The organism is Arcanobacterium hippocoleae, assembly GCF_040360365.1.
Lineage (GTDB): Bacteria > Actinomycetota > Actinomycetes > Actinomycetales > Actinomycetaceae > Arcanobacterium_A > Arcanobacterium_A hippocoleae_A.
In genome coordinates this window covers 1611275-1626560 of sequence record NZ_CP136412.1, presented here as the reverse complement: position 1 = coordinate 1626560, position 15286 = coordinate 1611275, and the positions used below count along the sequence as shown (strand labels likewise).

General features: G+C 46.6%; 16 protein-coding genes. 4 read left to right on the top strand and 12 right to left on the bottom strand.

Annotated features, from left to right (window positions below):
• Nucleotides 1–253: 253 nt before the first annotated feature.
• Nucleotides 254–1009 carry a type I 3-dehydroquinate dehydratase gene (aroD, locus tag RQN30_RS08450; protein ID WP_353060095.1) on the bottom strand — a complete coding sequence of 252 codons (756 nt, stop codon included), beginning with the start codon at nt 1007–1009 and terminating at the stop codon, nt 254–256.
• Nucleotides 1010–1265: 256 nt separating this feature from the next.
• Between aroD and RQN30_RS08445 the strand changes: the two genes are divergently transcribed.
• Entirely contained in the window at nt 1266–1892 is a 627-nt protein-coding gene (locus tag RQN30_RS08445) for a hypothetical protein (RefSeq protein WP_353060094.1), read from the top strand.
• 132 nt (nt 1893–2024) lie between these two features.
• Here the strand turns inward: RQN30_RS08445 and RQN30_RS08440 are convergent, their stop codons facing one another.
• The 3 genes from RQN30_RS08440 to RQN30_RS08430 all read right to left on the bottom strand — a co-directional run bounded on the left by RQN30_RS08440 (nt 2025) and on the right by RQN30_RS08430 (nt 4348).
• On the bottom strand, nt 2025–2729 hold the full coding sequence (locus RQN30_RS08440; RefSeq protein WP_353060093.1) for a response regulator transcription factor: 705 nt from the start codon (nt 2727–2729) through the stop codon (nt 2025–2027).
• A gap of 369 nt (nt 2730–3098) precedes the next feature.
• A complete protein-coding gene (locus tag RQN30_RS08435; protein ID WP_353061819.1) occupies nt 3099–3842 on the bottom strand; it encodes a sensor histidine kinase in 744 nt (247 codons plus the stop codon).
• Nucleotides 3843–3859: 17 nt separating this feature from the next.
• Nucleotides 3860–4348: a hypothetical protein gene (locus RQN30_RS08430; RefSeq protein ID WP_353060092.1), complete on the bottom strand. Its 489-nt coding sequence runs from the start codon at nt 4346–4348 to the stop codon at nt 3860–3862.
• Nucleotides 4349–5083: 735 nt separating this feature from the next.
• Here RQN30_RS08430 and phoU point away from each other — a divergent pair.
• Nucleotides 5084–5770 (top strand): phosphate signaling complex protein PhoU, encoded by a 687-nt coding sequence (gene phoU / locus RQN30_RS08425; RefSeq protein ID WP_353060091.1) that lies wholly within the window; start codon nt 5084–5086, stop codon nt 5768–5770.
• 883 nt (nt 5771–6653) lie between these two features.
• Here phoU and RQN30_RS08420 read toward each other — a convergent pair.
• From RQN30_RS08420 to RQN30_RS08385, 8 genes are all read right to left on the bottom strand, one after another.
• On the bottom strand, nt 6654–7262 hold the full coding sequence (locus RQN30_RS08420) for a 2-C-methyl-D-erythritol 2,4-cyclodiphosphate synthase (protein WP_353060090.1): 609 nt from the start codon (nt 7260–7262) through the stop codon (nt 6654–6656).
• Nucleotides 7263–7936: 674 nt separating this feature from the next.
• Nucleotides 7937–8653 (bottom strand): 2-C-methyl-D-erythritol 4-phosphate cytidylyltransferase, encoded by a 717-nt coding sequence (ispD, locus tag RQN30_RS08415; RefSeq protein WP_353060089.1) that lies wholly within the window; start codon nt 8651–8653, stop codon nt 7937–7939.
• Between the two features lie 813 nt (nt 8654–9466).
• Nucleotides 9467–9931 carry a DUF4143 domain-containing protein gene (locus tag RQN30_RS08410; protein WP_353060088.1) on the bottom strand — a complete coding sequence of 155 codons (465 nt, stop codon included), beginning with the start codon at nt 9929–9931 and terminating at the stop codon, nt 9467–9469.
• On the bottom strand, nt 9856–10626 hold the full coding sequence (locus RQN30_RS08405; RefSeq protein ID WP_353060087.1) for a DUF8612 domain-containing protein: 771 nt from the start codon (nt 10624–10626) through the stop codon (nt 9856–9858). The genes RQN30_RS08410 and RQN30_RS08405 overlap by 76 nt, the downstream gene beginning before the upstream one ends.
• 472 nt (nt 10627–11098) lie before the next feature.
• Complete coding sequence (locus RQN30_RS08400) at nt 11099–11323, bottom strand: hypothetical protein (RefSeq protein WP_353060086.1); 225 nt, start codon at nt 11321–11323, stop codon at nt 11099–11101.
• Nucleotides 11311–11871 carry a nucleotidyl transferase AbiEii/AbiGii toxin family protein gene (locus RQN30_RS08395; RefSeq protein WP_353060085.1) on the bottom strand — a complete coding sequence of 187 codons (561 nt, stop codon included), beginning with the start codon at nt 11869–11871 and terminating at the stop codon, nt 11311–11313. Before RQN30_RS08395 ends, RQN30_RS08400 begins: the two co-directional genes overlap by 13 nt.
• Entirely contained in the window at nt 11849–12526 is a 678-nt protein-coding gene (locus RQN30_RS08390; RefSeq protein WP_353060084.1) for a type IV toxin-antitoxin system AbiEi family antitoxin domain-containing protein, read from the bottom strand. The genes RQN30_RS08395 and RQN30_RS08390 overlap by 23 nt, the downstream gene beginning before the upstream one ends.
• A 549-nt stretch (nt 12527–13075) precedes the next feature.
• Nucleotides 13076–13630 carry a CarD family transcriptional regulator gene (locus RQN30_RS08385; protein WP_353061818.1) on the bottom strand — a complete coding sequence of 185 codons (555 nt, stop codon included), beginning with the start codon at nt 13628–13630 and terminating at the stop codon, nt 13076–13078.
• 611 nt (nt 13631–14241) lie between these two features.
• On the opposite strand from RQN30_RS08385, the gene RQN30_RS08380 reads away from it, so the two are divergent.
• Nucleotides 14242–14508: a hypothetical protein gene (locus RQN30_RS08380; RefSeq protein WP_353060083.1), complete on the top strand. Its 267-nt coding sequence runs from the start codon at nt 14242–14244 to the stop codon at nt 14506–14508.
• Between the two features lie 25 nt (nt 14509–14533).
• Nucleotides 14534–15034, top strand: a complete 501-nt coding sequence (locus tag RQN30_RS08375; protein ID WP_353060082.1) for a hypothetical protein — start codon at nt 14534–14536, stop codon at nt 15032–15034.
• Nucleotides 15035–15286: the final 252 nt, after the last annotated feature.

Genomic DNA, 15286 nt, shown 5'->3' with positions numbered 1-15286 from the left:
CCGTTCACAGACTTCATTATTCCGCGCTTTCTAAGCTTTCTAATATGCCGCACCCGCACGCAAACGCACGCCGCCACACCAACTCCCGTATCAGCAACACCAGACCCATCGCAACACCAACGCCAACACCAACTTCCGCACCAGAAGCGACACCAAACCCGCCGCCATATCAACATGCCAACGCCAGAACCAGATACCAACACTAAAAAATAATCCAGCGTCAGCGACAATCCGGAACAAACCCAGAGTTCAGCTAGGATTCTAAACGCCCGAGAGCTGCCTTTATTTCTTCCATCTGCGGCTGCCCCGGCGCCGATTCATTCCCTACTGCCACAAAAGTAGCGACGGAACCGTAATCCCATCCGACAAGGCGCGAGCGCTTCCCCAGTTCACCCATTGCAAGCGAAATCAGCGGACGCCCGGATATCTGCGCCGTTTCCCGTGTCACTTTTAATAGTCGGGTCACGTCATCCTCACTATTTGCAGTGACAGCAAGTTTTGCAACCGCATCCGGAATTTCAAGCAGTTCCTCAAAAATAAGCCGCATCATTAGCTCATCCGGAGTCTCATTCCAGTCGTGATGTGAAACCACCACAGTATATCCGGCCGCGCGCGCATTTTCCGCAAGCATCGGAGCTTGCGTGAAGCGATGTTCCACATCGACACCAATCCGTTCCGGGGCGGCGTTCAAGTGAACTAGCGTATCCAGCATTTCTGCAAAAAGCAGCCGATACCTGCCGGTGCTTAACCTTGCCTGCCCGCCTTGTTCAATGGTGCGCAATGTGACGAGTAAAGGCAGCTTTGTTTGTTCAAGAATTGGGGAAATGACTTCTTGACCGATTTCCGCGAAACTCAAATTCTGATGTGCGCCGAAAAGAAAATCGACCCGCCACTCAATTACGTCTGCTCCCGCATTCTCAGCTGCAAGCGCCTCCGCAACCAGCTGCGCGCTGGTAGTGCCAGTTATCGGCACAATCAAGCAGGGAGGATTTGGAACATCAAAAATCATCTTCCCTCCTTTATTTTCATTCTGATTTATTTCTTATTTCCTTTATATTCCAGCAGATATTTTCATATTCCAGCAGATATTTTCGCGATACGGTAAATTTCTGACGATTAATCCGATAATTTCCCGATAACAATAAATAGAACAATATGATTATCGCTATCTTCGCGTTGTATTATCTGTATTATTATTGTACTGATTTGGTTCAGCGTAAGCCGTGTCAATCAACACACTCAGCTTTCAGAAAACAAGGACAAAAATGCGTAAGAAAACTCGTCAGCAGGCAGGCATTGTCTCGATTCCAACTCTCGCAGTAATTACCGGCACACTCTGTGCGGTTGCCTTGATTCTCGCTTTTACGTTCCTTTTCCGCACAAATTCTGAGATTGTTAATGGCAAAAACTCTACAGAATCGATTTCTTTCAGTAAAGAAAAAGAGACTCAAGATTCGCAAGGAGTCCAAAATAATCCGGAAAATAACGAAAAGACTAATCAGCAAACCGCGGAAGATTCTGCAGCAGATTCGGCTGCGCGGCTCCTTCGCCCAGCTCCTGCCGACGCTCAAGAGGGAACCGAATTCCGGGCGCCGTCGGGAAATATTGCTTGTAAATTCAGCGCCGGCGTGAGCTGTACAATCTACGAATACGCTTTCAAAGCTCCGGAAAATTGTACCGATTCTCCGATTACTTTTACGGTCAACTCCGACGGCACGAATGCGAACTGTGCAAACCGTGTCGGCTCGAATGTTGATCTTGCCTACGGAAATTCGATGAAAAATAACGGATATGCGTGCAGTGTCAGCGAAAACGGTGTGGACTGTTGGAGTGAAAAGACGGGCGACGGATTTACGATTGCGCGGGAGACTGCGTCCTACACCCAAAACTAGTGTGTTTCCGACGGGGGTGCCGTCGCCACCTTAATCCTGTGACCAGCGCAAACGCAAGCACTTCCGACGCCAAAACCACTATCAGCATTCAAAAGCGAGCAAAAATTAATCAAATCAGCTATGCCAATGCCGCTATGCTGAATGCCGCCGCGTCACAATTTTATACCCTAAACCGCGCACAGTTACCAACAGGGTCGGATTCGCCGGATCTGCTTCAATCTTTGAACGAATTCGTTTTACATGCACGTCAAGCGTTTTCGAATCACCGATATAGTCAATTCCCCAAATGCGGTCAAGAATTTGCGACCGTGTTAGCACCCGATCAGGATTTTCCATCAAATATTCAAGCAATTCATATTCACGTAAGGGCATCGTAATCGATACACCATTTAGCCGAACGTCATGTGCGACGGGGTCGAGTTCCAACGGCCCTACCTGCAGCGCCTCAAGTGCGGGTTCATTTTTATCAACAAGCACATTCCCGCTTCTCCGAAGCAAAGCACGTACACGGGCAAGAAGCTCACGGTAAGAGTACGGTTTAGTAATGTAATCGTCGGCACCAATTTCAAGACCGACAACTTTATCAATCTCGGAATCTTTCGCTGTCACCATAATAATCGGCACCTGCGAAGTTTGGCGTAAGCGCCGGCAAACTTCAGTACCAGAAACTTTTGGCAGCATTACATCTAACAGCACTAAGTTAATTGTCGAGTTGAATTTTTCCAGGGCTTGCGCGCCGTCGGCAGCCTGCACCACTGTGAAACCTTCACGCTCAAGGTTAAAGGCAAGTGTTTCACGGAGCGTCGGTTCGTCTTCTACAAGCATGAGCGTAGTCATTTTTAAAAAATCTTTTCTCTTTTCGCGTTTTAGTTTTCTCGGGTTGGTTTTATCAGGATTTTATTTTTTTGTTTTATCGAGTTGTTTCAGGCTTGTGTTTTCGGTTTTCAGGCTGGCGTTTCAAACTGTCTTTTCTGCCTTTTCTATCTTTTTCTATCTTTCCTATCTTTTCAGACAACCTGTTTCCGGGTTATCTGTTAACCATTTCCAGGGTTATCCGTTCCGAACAGCCAACCCGGAACAAACCGAACCAGCACATCCCGGCCCAGAACAAACCAGCACATTCAACACCAGTCAAGCACAGACCAGAACAGAACAAACCAGCACAAACCAGAACAGACCAGCCAACACATCCGCACTTATCCGAAATCAGTCAATCGTGCCATCCGCCTCCTCTTGCTGCGATTCCGCAGTTTGCGTCAGGCTAATCGCAGCCGCCCCAGCTTCATCACCCGAATCAGCACTCTGCGATTTTCCAGCTTGCTGTCGAAGCTGTTCATAAGCCTTTGGAAGCACGATTGTGAACGTCGAACCGCGCCCTTCCTCACTCCAAAGCCGAACTTTTCCGCCGTGATCTTGCACCACATGTTTCACAATGCTCAATCCCAGCCCAGTGCCGCCAGTATCCCGTGAGCGGGCAGCGTCACCGCGGAAGAAACGTTCAAAAACACGTCCCTGAATTTCCTCAGGGATTCCCTGCCCAGCATCAACAACCGCAATTGAAACTGTGTCATTAGCGCTTGAAACACCAACCGAAACCCGAGAATGAGATTTCGAATACCGAATCGCATTATCGAGCAGATTCCGCACAGCCGTCACCAACAGTGAGTAATCTCCATAAACTTCGAGTCCGCGCTCACCGCCCCGGCTCAGATGAATCTTGTGTGCTTTCGCTTCCACATCCATTCGTTCAAGCGCTTCATTTACCACGCCGTCGATTGAAACAACCTGCGGATCAGAAAGCGCATCCGTCTCTTGCAGCCGTGAAAGTTGAATAATCTCTTGGACTAAATCGGAAAGCCGCGCCGACTCCTCCTCAAGTTTTCCCGCAAATTTCCGCACTAACTCCGGTTCTTCATTCACCTGTATCAACGTTTCAGAGAGAAGTTTAATACTCCCAATCGGTGTCTTTAATTCGTGAGAAATATTTGCAATAAAATCACGACGGGTTTCTGCAAGCCGGCGTTTTTCAGTCTGATCCTCAAAAAGATCACTGCGCGATTCTCCGTCACTTTTGCGATCCGCACCCAAATCCGCCGTGCACGCCGTTCACGCTTCAAAGTTTTCACCATATCAAATTCCACATCGCGGCTCTTCCCGGTCACAATCACAGAATGAACCATTTCCGCAATGTTAGCGCGCAGCGAATCTTCAACAATTAGCCCAAAAGATTTCGCCAGCTTTGCTGCACGTAAAATCTCACCTTCGCCATTTACCACAATGTAGCCTTCAGGAAGCGAGTCAAGCATCAGAAACACATGATTTTGAGTTTCCTCTTTCAACTGCTCGATTTTCCGTCGTTCTTTGGCATGACGAATATAATATTCGGAATACCAAATACCAGAAATCGTTACTACGCCAATGAAGAGACCTAAAAAGAAGAGTAATGCAGGGTGCATGGTTTTAGCCTACAACTTGCCGCAATGGAAACATATTTGTTCCGCGTTTTGTACACCTGCTATTAACTTTCATGAGGGAAAAAGTTTAAATTCATGTGTTTCAATAGACTTTGAGAATGTTTAACGAACACGGTTTAATGAACATTTTATTAAGCTAACGTTTAATAAACACCAAACATTAACCCTGGAAACGGAACCAGACATTGAACCTGGAACACGGAACCAAAGATTAACCCCGGAACACGGGCCAGTTAGAAAATGAGATAGAAATGGATTGATTTTGGCACTATCACTATTGACGCAAACTCTTTTGCTTTTGACCGCAAATGATTTTGACCGCAAATGATTTTGACCGCAAACCGTTTTACTTTCGGCAAAACAGCAAAACGGTAAAACAGTAGATGGCAAAACAGCAAAATGGCGCCGGCGATAATGCGATAATTAATGACAATACCCAATAGCAAAATGACAGTACCTAATAGCAATAAGCAGCAGACGATTTATACCGTCGATATTCTGAGATCACTAACATCCCGATACCGTCGGCAATCGAAGCCTCACCCCGCAAATATCGGAATGCCGGAATTTAAGTATTGGGATTAAGTATCGGGATTTCAGAAAGCAGTTGGCGGAACAATTTTCACCAAAACCCGGTTCCGGTTCCAGAACCTGGTTCCAGAAACCAGTTCCAGTTCCGATTCAAAACCAGTTTAATCAGTTCAAAAAGGAGTACCAATGCGTGAACAATTTAAGGCTCAAATGGGTCAATTGAATGAAACTATTATCGCTGAAGCACGTGCAGCAGCGAAAGCAATGGATCGTGCAGCAACAGCGCTTGCCGACGCAAACCTCACAAAAGCCGAAAGAGTTATCGACGCAGATAAGCACATCGATCTTCTTGAGCGGGCGATTGACGAAATGGGTGTGTCGCTGCTTGCCCGCCAAACTCCTGTGGCGACGGATTTGCGTGTAGTCGTTTCCGGATTGCGTCTTTCGTCGACGCTTGAGCGGATGGGTGATCTTGCCCGGCACGTTGCATACATCGCTCGCGGGCGGTATCCGGAGAAAGTGGTATCCGGAGAAGTGCGTGAAATCTTGTTGATGATGGCAGAACATGCGCGTAATGCCGGGCAAAAGATGGCGCAGCTGATTGAAACTGAAAATCTTGATCTTGCGTTGGAGATTGAACGCGAAGACGATGTGCTCGATGACCTCCATGAGAAAACATTCGAACTGATACTTGATGAAAACATTAGTTTGAATCGTCAAGAAATTATTGACATCGTACTTCTCGGACGTTATCTCGAACGCTACGGCGATCATGCAGTTTCCGTCGCCCGCCGTGTGCAATACACGGTACAAGGACTGCATGAGATTAGCGATCCATTCGCAAAGATTGATTTAACTGAAGTCGAAGACTAATCGCTTACTATTCAATCGATATTTGGCTGCGATTTAAGGCAGTATTCGGTCGAGATTCAAAACAACGCTTGGCCGATATGCAAAGCAATATTCGATCAAGATCCAAGGCAACACTTGGCCGAGATTCAAGGCAATATTTAGTCGCGGCTTAAAACGATGCGGGCTGCGGGGCGGGATCGGCTGCTAATTCGCCCCCTCCCGCAGCAGACCAAATCCAATCAATACGGGCAGAATTCGGGCACTGGGCGCCGTAAGTAACGACGGAATGCTTTGCATGTTACGTAACTGGTGGCGAAATCTGCTTTGACAGCTCTTCACATTTTTGTTCGGCTTAGCGGAATAAAAAGCCGGTGTTTGTTTGGGTGGAAAGCGGTATTTTTGCATAGATCAAGCCTGACCGCTGTGCAAAAACACCGCTTGGAACCCGCTAAAAATCGACCCAACTAACGTAACTGGCGGCAAAATCCCCGCGAGCATACGTAACTAGTGGCGAAATTCCCTGTATGGCCACGTAACTGATGGCGAAATGAGCATTTTTAATTAACGACGGGAGAGCCGTCGTTAATGTATGGCGAAACCGGATTCCTGCTGCCAATTCCGCAGGATTCGCCGTCCATCAGCGCAACATTAATCGCTAGGCGCAACATTAACCACCGGCCATAATATCAACCGCCAGGAATAATATTAATTACTAGGCACAGCAATAATCATTGAACACAGCTGCAACCGTCGAACACGGCGTTAGGCAAGTTTTGATCCGATAAGTACTAAGTGCTTAGAAAATCTGCCTGAAAACATTTTCGGAAAACAATTTCGAAATAAACAAGCATTTCCAAATAACAAAAATATTCCGAAACGAACAAGCCATTTCGAAATAAACAGGCTATTTCCAGATGAGTGCGGTAGCGATTGCCGCAATCCCTTCCTGACGTCCGAGAGTACCAAGTTTGTCGGTGCTGGTGGCAGCAACACTGACCGGCGCGCCAACCACTGCCGTCATTGCAGCTTCTGCTTCAGCTTTACGCGGTGCAAAACGCGGTTTCTCCCCGATAATCTGCACCGAAATATTCGCAATTTTCCATCCGGCTTCACGCACAAGGCGCACTGCTTCGCCAAGCAAACTTGCTCCGGAAGCTCCGGCCCATTCTGGTTTATCTGTGCCGAATACGCTTCCCAGCTCTCCGACACCTGCCGCAATCAGCAGCGCATCTGCAGCTGCATGTGCTGCTGCGTCTGCGTCGGAATGCCCCGCTAATGGACGTTCACCCTCCCACGGCAGGCAGGCAAGCCACAGCACACGCCGGGAATCAGGAGAATTTGCAGCACCTTGAGAATCGGGCAAAACTGAAGAATCGGGCACCCTCGGAGACTTGAGCGAATTAGCAGTCGCCGGAGAATCAGGAGAATTCGGAGAATCCAGAAAATCCGGCGAAACTGGGGAAAAAGCATGGACATCAATTGCCGTAGCGGTACGTAAATCCTGAATCTCCATATTGCTTACTCCGTCTCTTTTGTTCCAAGTTCACTGTTGTTCCAGGCGCACTTTTTCCAGATACGCCGTTGTTACAGATACACTGTTATTGCAGGTTCACTGCAAGTTCGTCACAAGATGTACCGCAATCATTGCCGCAATGATTGCTTATTCGGCGGTGCGCTATGCCGTATTTTCAGCGGCCGCTGCCGGAAAGCACTCTCTGTGCAAACACCGCAATATTACTGCAGCATCACCGCAGCTTCACTGCAATACTACTGCAATATTGCAGCACGGAGCATTTCGGACCGCTAGTCAGTTCCGCACTTTTTATTTAATACTTTTTGTTCAATATTTTGCGTTTCACACTTCGCGCAAACTTCTACTTTGTACAAACTTCACGCAAACTTCATTATTTACGCAAACTTCGTAATCTACGAGATTCCGCCGCCTGCTGCGGCACCAGCAATTTGCCAAGGTTTCACAGCGCACTAATACTCAGCCATACCCAGCCATCACCCAGCAGCAACCAGCTAATCACCTAACCAACACCGAACTGGCACTTATCCAACACGCAACTAATACCCAACGATATCCGTCGGCAGATAAACCTTATGACTGAAAAACCAAACGCGATACAAAAACCCAGCTACCGACAAACCGAACAGCATATCAATCCCGCGACTGACAAACCATCAACTCCGCCGCCCGCAAACCATCAACTCCGCAACCTGCAAATCGAACGGTGTTGTGATTTTTAGCGCGTTCGGGTGCCCTGGCACAATTTCGACGCGCTCCCCGAGTAATTCCACAAGTGCCGCGTCGTCAGGTGCTGCATTTGCTTCCGTCGCTGAAAGTGAACGTCCGGCTTCATGCGCACGCAGGAGAAGTTCACGGGAAAAACCTTGCGGGGTTTGTATTGCGTAGAGTTCGGAACGGTTGAGTGTTTTGGCGACGGAAAGTTTTTCCCTGCCGGCAGAGTCTGCCGCAATAGTACCGCTTTTGATTGTATCTACGACGGGAACTGCCGGAATAACCGCATTACTTCCCACTTTCAGTGCAGCAGTTATCGTCTGAATCATTTCCGGCGGAGTCAATGCGCGGGCAGCATCATGTACGAGCACATAGTCTGCATTGCACGCAGCAAGACCATTAGCGACGGACTCTTGCCGAGTTGCTCCGCCCGTCACGAGTTTTGCCGACAAACCTGCAGTTTGCAGCGTTTTCGCGAAAGTGTTCGTATATTCTTCCGGTACGGTCACGACGATATCGGCAATACCAGCAGCCAGCATTCCGCGCACGGCGTGTACAATCAGCGCTTCGCCATCCAGCAAGACGAGCGCTTTCGGCATATTCGCGCCAAGCCTGGCTCCGGCTCCGGCTCCGGCAATTATGGCAGCAAAACTTGGCATTTCTTCTCTTTTCTTTCTCGGATTGCTATTTTCGGTATTCTTTGTCTGTTCAGTCTTCTTTGTCTGTGCGGTTTCGCGGGCTAAATTTTCAGACTTATTTTCAGTCTGAATTTTCAGCCAGATTTTTCAGGCTGAAAATTCAGGTTTATTTTCGGTTTGCAATTAATTGCCGAACAGCGCTGTATTAAGTTTTGTTTTATTTTTCGCAGTATTTTAAGGCAGCAGTATTTTAAGGCGTTCGACGTGTCCGTCTTGTTTAACAATTTTGCCGCGCACTACGGGTTTATTGTTTTCCGTCGTTAATATTCTACGCCTCTGCTTTGCACATATTCCTCGCTTTACACACATTTCGCGTTTCACCGATACAGTTCAAATTTCACCGCTAAATTTCCGCTTATCTTTTCCGGATTTCACACGAAAATTCCGGTACGTTTTGCGGTACCGCGTGTTTTCGTTCTGCTGTGCCGGAGACTGCGCTTTTACCGCGGATTTAGTTTCACGCTTTTGCGGCGCCGTGCTGCTCATTTATTTTGCGTTGATGCTTTGCGCACACATAATTATATTTTTGCCGTAATATTTATACACGTTTTGCTCTGCTGCTTCCCTGCAGTTTCGATTCACCGCAGTTTCTAATCCCCGAGCTTACGAGCTTGATTCACCGCGGGAATGCTGTTTCGGATGGTCATGCCGTCGTTTTCGAAATATTGACACGGAATCTTCAAGTGCGGCAAAACAATTCGCAGCCCGCAGTTGAGATAACCGCGAACTTTGAACAGCGATTAGTTCCGACTCACATTCTCCCCAAGTGTTGGTTTATGGCCGTAATGCGCTAAGAGGGAAAGTGAGTACCTTATTATCTAGCTGCGCTACTGGCCCAGTTCCGGTTATCACAGCGAGAAATTTTGGCTCTGGTAAATCTATTGTTTGCGCGATTTGTTTTAGTTTTTCAGATGCTTCAAGAATTGGGGCAGCGCCTAGTTTCACTTCTATTCCAGCCCATGAACCATCTGGAAAAAGCAGCACAGCATCAATTTCTTTACCGTTAGAATCTCGATAATGCACCACTTTCCCGCTCAATGCTTCTGTATATACTTGCAAATCGTGAATTACGGCAGATTCAAAAAGCAATCCAAGAGTTTCAAAATCTTTAGCTAAAGATACCGATGTAGCGTTGAGCGCAGCTGCAGCGAGAGAAGGATCCGCTAAATGATATTTAGCGGCTTTTCGTAACTGCGCCTTAGAACGTAATGCCGCGCTCCAAGCTGGAATTTCTTCCACAAAAATACGCGGCGTAACAATTCAAGCAGTTTCGCCAGAGTGCGCGGATCAGGCTCTGGCAGCACTCTTGAAATATCTTTACGTAAAGCAGCAATGCTAGCTTCACTCGCCGTCAAACGCGCAAGAGAAATAATTAACTGCTTTATAACTTCAGGCTCGCTGCGTATTTTTGAAATTCGATACACATCTGAAGATGCGATATCGGAAATGTAACTTTTCAGAAACTCCATTTGAATATCAGAATCCAGGGTGAGCATTCCAGGGAAACCAGGCTGAAGAATGTTGTAGATAATCTTCTGTAAAGCGACGGCGTCTTGATTAATCGAAGTAGAAAAACCGCTGATATTGCCAGTTTTAAATAGCGTATTAAGACTGACCCCCGGATCTGCAAGTAAGCCTGATTTTTCAGCCCAAGTCATAGTGCGCTGCCTAATTCGCAGAAAACGCCCGGCACCCGTATGCCGAATCGGGTCTGCTTGCGGAACTGCTGAACCGGTGAGAATAAACAGACCCGGATCCGGGTTCGCATCCACGGTTCTTCTTGCAAGATTCCAGATAGCAGGCACAAGCTGCCATTTGTCAAGCAATCGCGGAGTATCGCCTGCAAGTAAATTTTCAGGAGCAAAAGTTGCAATATTTTGTGCTTCTAGCGAGTCGAGAAAAACATGAGAACGAGCATGATGTAATGCCGTCATTGTTTTTCCGCATGCCCGCGCCCCCTTCGATAATGACAGCTCCTGCCCCCGCCAAGAAATCGCTGCAACCGCGAATCGACAACGCGCGGCATATACTCTCGACCAAGAATCATGTTCGCATCCATATTTCGACATTAATTCCCAAAATAGAAATAATCTATATTTCATACATCTGATGCAGATTTTATAGAAAGATACAGCGCGCACACCGTATTTTACGTACATTAAAATATCTTTAAACAGCTTTCGCACTTACGCTGATAACACTTACGCTGATAAAGCTTGTGCTGATAAAACTTACGCCGATAAAAGCGTAATCAGGGATGTGAAGCCGGGCGAAATATGTTCCGATCTGCTGCTGCACTTTTATCGCAGGCAAGGAGAATGTGTTTTGCCGCTTTCACTACGCCCAATCGTCGCTGTTCTCAAACGCGGTATTAGATTGTGTTTATAGAGAATTTTCTGTTCATTTTTAAATTTCATTTACGATTTTCTCCATAATTGTGAGTGCGGTGAGGCAGGTTTCAGCTAGTGAAATATTATTTACGTATGTGTATTCTTGCGCGTATATTTTCCAGCGTGCCAGCATATTAGAATCGCGAGTTATAGATTCTAGTATTTCTGGAAACGTCTTGATTTCACCAAAAGATCCACGTTTCTTTGACGTTGCTTCTAGTGCTAACCTCAAAGTCGGCATATCAACTGCATGCGTTTGGTTTGCCAAAGCATATAGATATCGTAAAAATCGCGGGGTCTGGTATTGGCAATCCCTCGTGAAAGTACAGTTTCAAGTTTTTCTGCGAGCACAGTTTCTATCGGGTATGCCATTAAACTGATTGTGTAGTTATCAAAGAGAAGCGGGTATTCATATGTGATTGCACTGGGAGTAATCACATCTCCCGTGGTCACATCGATACTAATCGGTATTTTCATTGGCGGATAGTGGGCTTTCAGAAATATGCGAATACCTTGATAATCGTCAAATTCACGAATATCTTCTGAGCGAATCACCTCAAAAGATAAACCATCATCAATGGCTACTGTGCATATTTCTTTGAAAGCAAGCGCTGCCGATTCATGATTAAGTGTGAAACCGCGAATTGCGGTGTCGAGATCTTTCGTGACACGGCTTTCCACTCCAATGAACGACGCAATCAGCATACCGCCTTTGAGAATAACCGAATCTTTCCATTTTGAGCGGGAAAGACGTTCTAGAAATCGTTCAAGAATATAATCTTGGAGCATTAGTTGCGGAGAAACATTTGCTGCTTTTGCGCGTGCTTTGATACGTGCTTTTAGCTGCATTGCGTTGGTTGTTTTCATAGCAGCACCTCCAGATAATTACGGACTTTTTCTCAACCCCGAGTTGTTTCGCGTATGTGAGAAGTTTATGCACAGACTTACCCGGAAAACGCATGTAGGCTTTGAAAGCAGGATTGACAATTTGCGTATCCACTGCAATTTGCCCGCGCAGCATATCGCACAGTGTGCGCTCTACGTCATACGCATTTACTTTATTTCCTATTGGGCTGGTTAAACTTGTTCGCCCCAAATTTAGCACTTGGCTTGAGCATGTTTTTACAATCACTCCTGCAGTGCGTGCAGCCGTCGCATTGTAGCTTCGCGGAAAAGTCATCATGAGCTGCGCGGGAGTGCGGTCTGTTAGATCATGCAAATAAAGAGCAGTACCATGAGAGAAAATTCCCTGCGGAAAACGCAGCTGCGTAATAGCATATTCATCTTCCCAACTGTCCGCGATTTGATAAATTCCAGGGGCGACGCGAACCAGTGTTCCCGCTGCTGCAGCTTCTGAGAGCCGGCTGCGGTGGATACCATTATCTTCCGCAATTTTTACAGTAATAATACCGTTATTTTTTTCGGCTATTTTCAGTACACTCATTTTCCGCATCTCCGCAAACTTGCCATTCCCTACATGGGCTAAATTGCTTAATATTTTATATAATTCAGCAAAAATGGACAAGGCGTGCGGTTTAACCCTTTGGATAACCAATAAGTACATCGCTAATTGCGGAAGTGCTTTTTTGAAACAAAGAACTTTTACCGGATAAATGCTGCTGCGTATCAACGAATAGCCGATTCAAAAACTCTTTACGGTGTCAAAGGCATAGCTTATTTACCATATTTTGACGTCTTATTTTGTGCGAAAATTATTCGCACTTACGCGGATAACACTTACGCTGATAAAGCTTGTGCTGATAAAACTTACGCCGATAAAAGCGTAATCAGGGATGTGAAGCCGGGCGAAATATGTTCCGATCTGCTGCTGCACTTTTATCGCAGGCAAGGAGAACGTGTTTTTCCGCTTTCACTATGCCCACCGTCGCTGTTCAACAGCAACCGCACTAACCGCTGTTATCCGGCAAATTCACCCAGCGAATTATTAGTTAATTATTCGGCAGAATTATTAGTTATTTACCCAGCGAATTATTTATTCGGCAGAATTTGCGCTTTCTGCGTCGGCAACTGAATCGGCGGAAGCAGCTGAACCGGCACTGAAACTGAATTCGCCAAGAATCTCATTCAGCAATTCGCCAGCTTCTTCTTCGGAAATATCGCGTGCGAGCGCCACTTCCGAACCCAAAATTCCCCGCGCCTGCGCAAGCATCCGTTTTTCACCGGCAGAAAGACCGCGATCAGAATTACGACGGGTTAGGTCACGCACGACTTCTGCAACTTTGTTTACATCACCGGAAGTGAGTTTTTCACCATTCGCCTTGTACCGGCGCGACCAGTTTACTGGTTCTTCGACATTTTCCTCGCGGAGCACCGCAAAAACTGCTTCCAACTGCTGATCGTTAGAAACATCGCGCACGCCGACTTCTTCGAGAGAATCAGCTGGCACCTGAATCGTTAAATCACCCTGCAAAATATGGAGTGTCAGGTATAGACGTTTTTCCCCGCGAATTGTGCGCTCAGAAATATCGTCAATGCGGGCAGCGCCATGATGTGGATAAACGACTGTTTCGCCGATTTGAAAGGCCATAAATCTGCTCATCTCTCTAGTTTCGTACTCCATATTCTAGCAAATGAATGTCTGGATGCGTGGGCATTTCGAGGTATTTCACGGCCGGCACAATCTGATCACTGATTTCGTGCTGTATTTTTTGGGTGGATTTCGGCGGGTTCGGGCGGATTTTGCCGGTGGTTGCGTTGGTTTGGGTAGATTTCGCCGTCAGTTGCGTTAGCTGGGTCTAGTTTGGCCGGTTCCAAGCGGTGTTTTTGCACAGCGGTCAGGCTTGATCTATGCAAAAACACCGCTTTCCACCCCAATAACCACCGGCTTTTTATTCCACTAAGCCGAACAAAAATGTGAAGAGCTGTCAAAGGTGATTCCGCTACCAGTTACGTATCCATACCAAATTGCGTCGCTGATACAGATTCCGCTACCGCCCACACAAACCTGCAAAGATAAATCAGCAAAACTTTTTGTAAACATTATCGTATAATAATATTGTTTACAGAAAAGTCTTACCGGCAAGAACTTAAAGCAAGAACACTATCAAGAAATACGAGCAAGAACTGCTAGCAAGAACCGCTAACAAGAACTTAAAGTATGAATTTCAAGCACGAACTTTAAGTAAGGACTGCAAAACATTGACCGAAAACATCAGAATCCATAAACGAATCCAAACCCGACACCCAGAACTCAGCGAAGAAGAAATAATAAGCGCATGGAAACACCCACTAGCTATGCGTTATCGAAACTACGACCAACCAGTATTCGTCGCTGCTGCCGGATCAGGAAACAGCGGACGACTTATCGAAATGTTAGGAGTCATCGAAGAAAATGACTCAATTTTAATTTTCCACGCAATGGAACTAACAAAGAAAATGGCAAAAGAACTAAATCTGTACAAATAAACAAATAAGTTAAAAAGGCAGAAACATGGAATACAAACTTAAAAACGGAACCACCATCACCGACACAGAACTCGAACAGCTTGCCGCAGAAGCAGAACATGGAAACTATCCGGGAACATCCGGAGAGTGGATTGTGCGTCCAGTTGGGCGGCCAAAAACCACACAAGATGATTTAGTAACTATCGCTGTGCGGATTCCGCGCAAGAAATGCGAAGAGATTGATCGCGCAGCAAAAAATTGCAGCAAACCCGCTCTGAATTTATCCGTCAAGCATTGGCGAAAGCAATCTAAACAACACACAATCAGGAAATACGGAAAATTAAGCGGTCCAAGTTTTTCCGTTTGTACTAGTCGCAGGCTCTCGATAACGACGGCTCTCCCGCCGGGAATCAAAACTGCCGATTTTGCCACCAGTTACGTTGAAAAATACGGATTATGCCGCTACTTACGTGAGTCAAAGTCGATTCTGCCATCACTTACGTATGCTCGCGGGAATTTTGCCGTCAGTTGCGTTAGCTGGGTCTAGTTTGGCCGGTTCCAAGCGGTGTTTTTGCATAGCGGTCAGGCTTGATCTATGCAAAAACACCGCTTTCCACCCAAACAACCACCGGCTTTTTATTCCACTAACACAAGAAAAATGTGAAGAGCCGGCAAAACTAATCCCGCCATCACTTACGTGTGCTAGCACAAGCTTTGCCACCAGTTACGGAAAATCGCGGGGGTTCCGCCGTCAGTTACGGAACTCCCGCGATTACTACATGCATTCTGCAGTACTGCA

What these genes read in the sequence shown, in the direction of transcription:
- aroD (WP_353060095.1), bottom strand. Translation starts at nt 1,009, where the DNA reads ATGATTTTTGATGTTCCAAATCCTCCCTGCTTGATTGTGCCGATAACT.
- RQN30_RS08445 (WP_353060094.1), top strand. Translation starts at nt 1,266, where the DNA reads ATGCGTAAGAAAACTCGTCAGCAGGCAGGCATTGTCTCGATTCCAACT.
- RQN30_RS08440 (WP_353060093.1), bottom strand. Translation starts at nt 2,729, where the DNA reads ATGACTACGCTCATGCTTGTAGAAGACGAACCGACGCTCCGTGAAACA.
- RQN30_RS08430 (WP_353060092.1), bottom strand. Translation starts at nt 4,348, where the DNA reads ATGCACCCTGCATTACTCTTCTTTTTAGGTCTCTTCATTGGCGTAGTA.
- phoU (WP_353060091.1), top strand. Translation starts at nt 5,084, where the DNA reads ATGCGTGAACAATTTAAGGCTCAAATGGGTCAATTGAATGAAACTATT.
- RQN30_RS08420 (WP_353060090.1), bottom strand. Translation starts at nt 7,262, where the DNA reads ATGGAGATTCAGGATTTACGTACCGCTACGGCAATTGATGTCCATGCT.
- ispD (WP_353060089.1), bottom strand. Translation starts at nt 8,653, where the DNA reads ATGCCAAGTTTTGCTGCCATAATTGCCGGAGCCGGAGCCGGAGCCAGG.
- RQN30_RS08405 (WP_353060087.1), bottom strand. Translation starts at nt 10,626, where the DNA reads ATGACGGCATTACATCATGCTCGTTCTCATGTTTTTCTCGACTCGCTA.
- RQN30_RS08400 (WP_353060086.1), bottom strand. Translation starts at nt 11,323, where the DNA reads ATGCCGACTTTGAGGTTAGCACTAGAAGCAACGTCAAAGAAACGTGGA.
- RQN30_RS08395 (WP_353060085.1), bottom strand. Translation starts at nt 11,871, where the DNA reads ATGCTCCAAGATTATATTCTTGAACGATTTCTAGAACGTCTTTCCCGC.
- RQN30_RS08390 (WP_353060084.1), bottom strand. Translation starts at nt 12,526, where the DNA reads ATGAGTGTACTGAAAATAGCCGAAAAAAATAACGGTATTATTACTGTA.
- RQN30_RS08385 (WP_353061818.1), bottom strand. Translation starts at nt 13,630, where the DNA reads ATGGCCTTTCAAATCGGCGAAACAGTCGTTTATCCACATCATGGCGCT.
- RQN30_RS08375 (WP_353060082.1), top strand. Translation starts at nt 14,534, where the DNA reads ATGGAATACAAACTTAAAAACGGAACCACCATCACCGACACAGAACTC.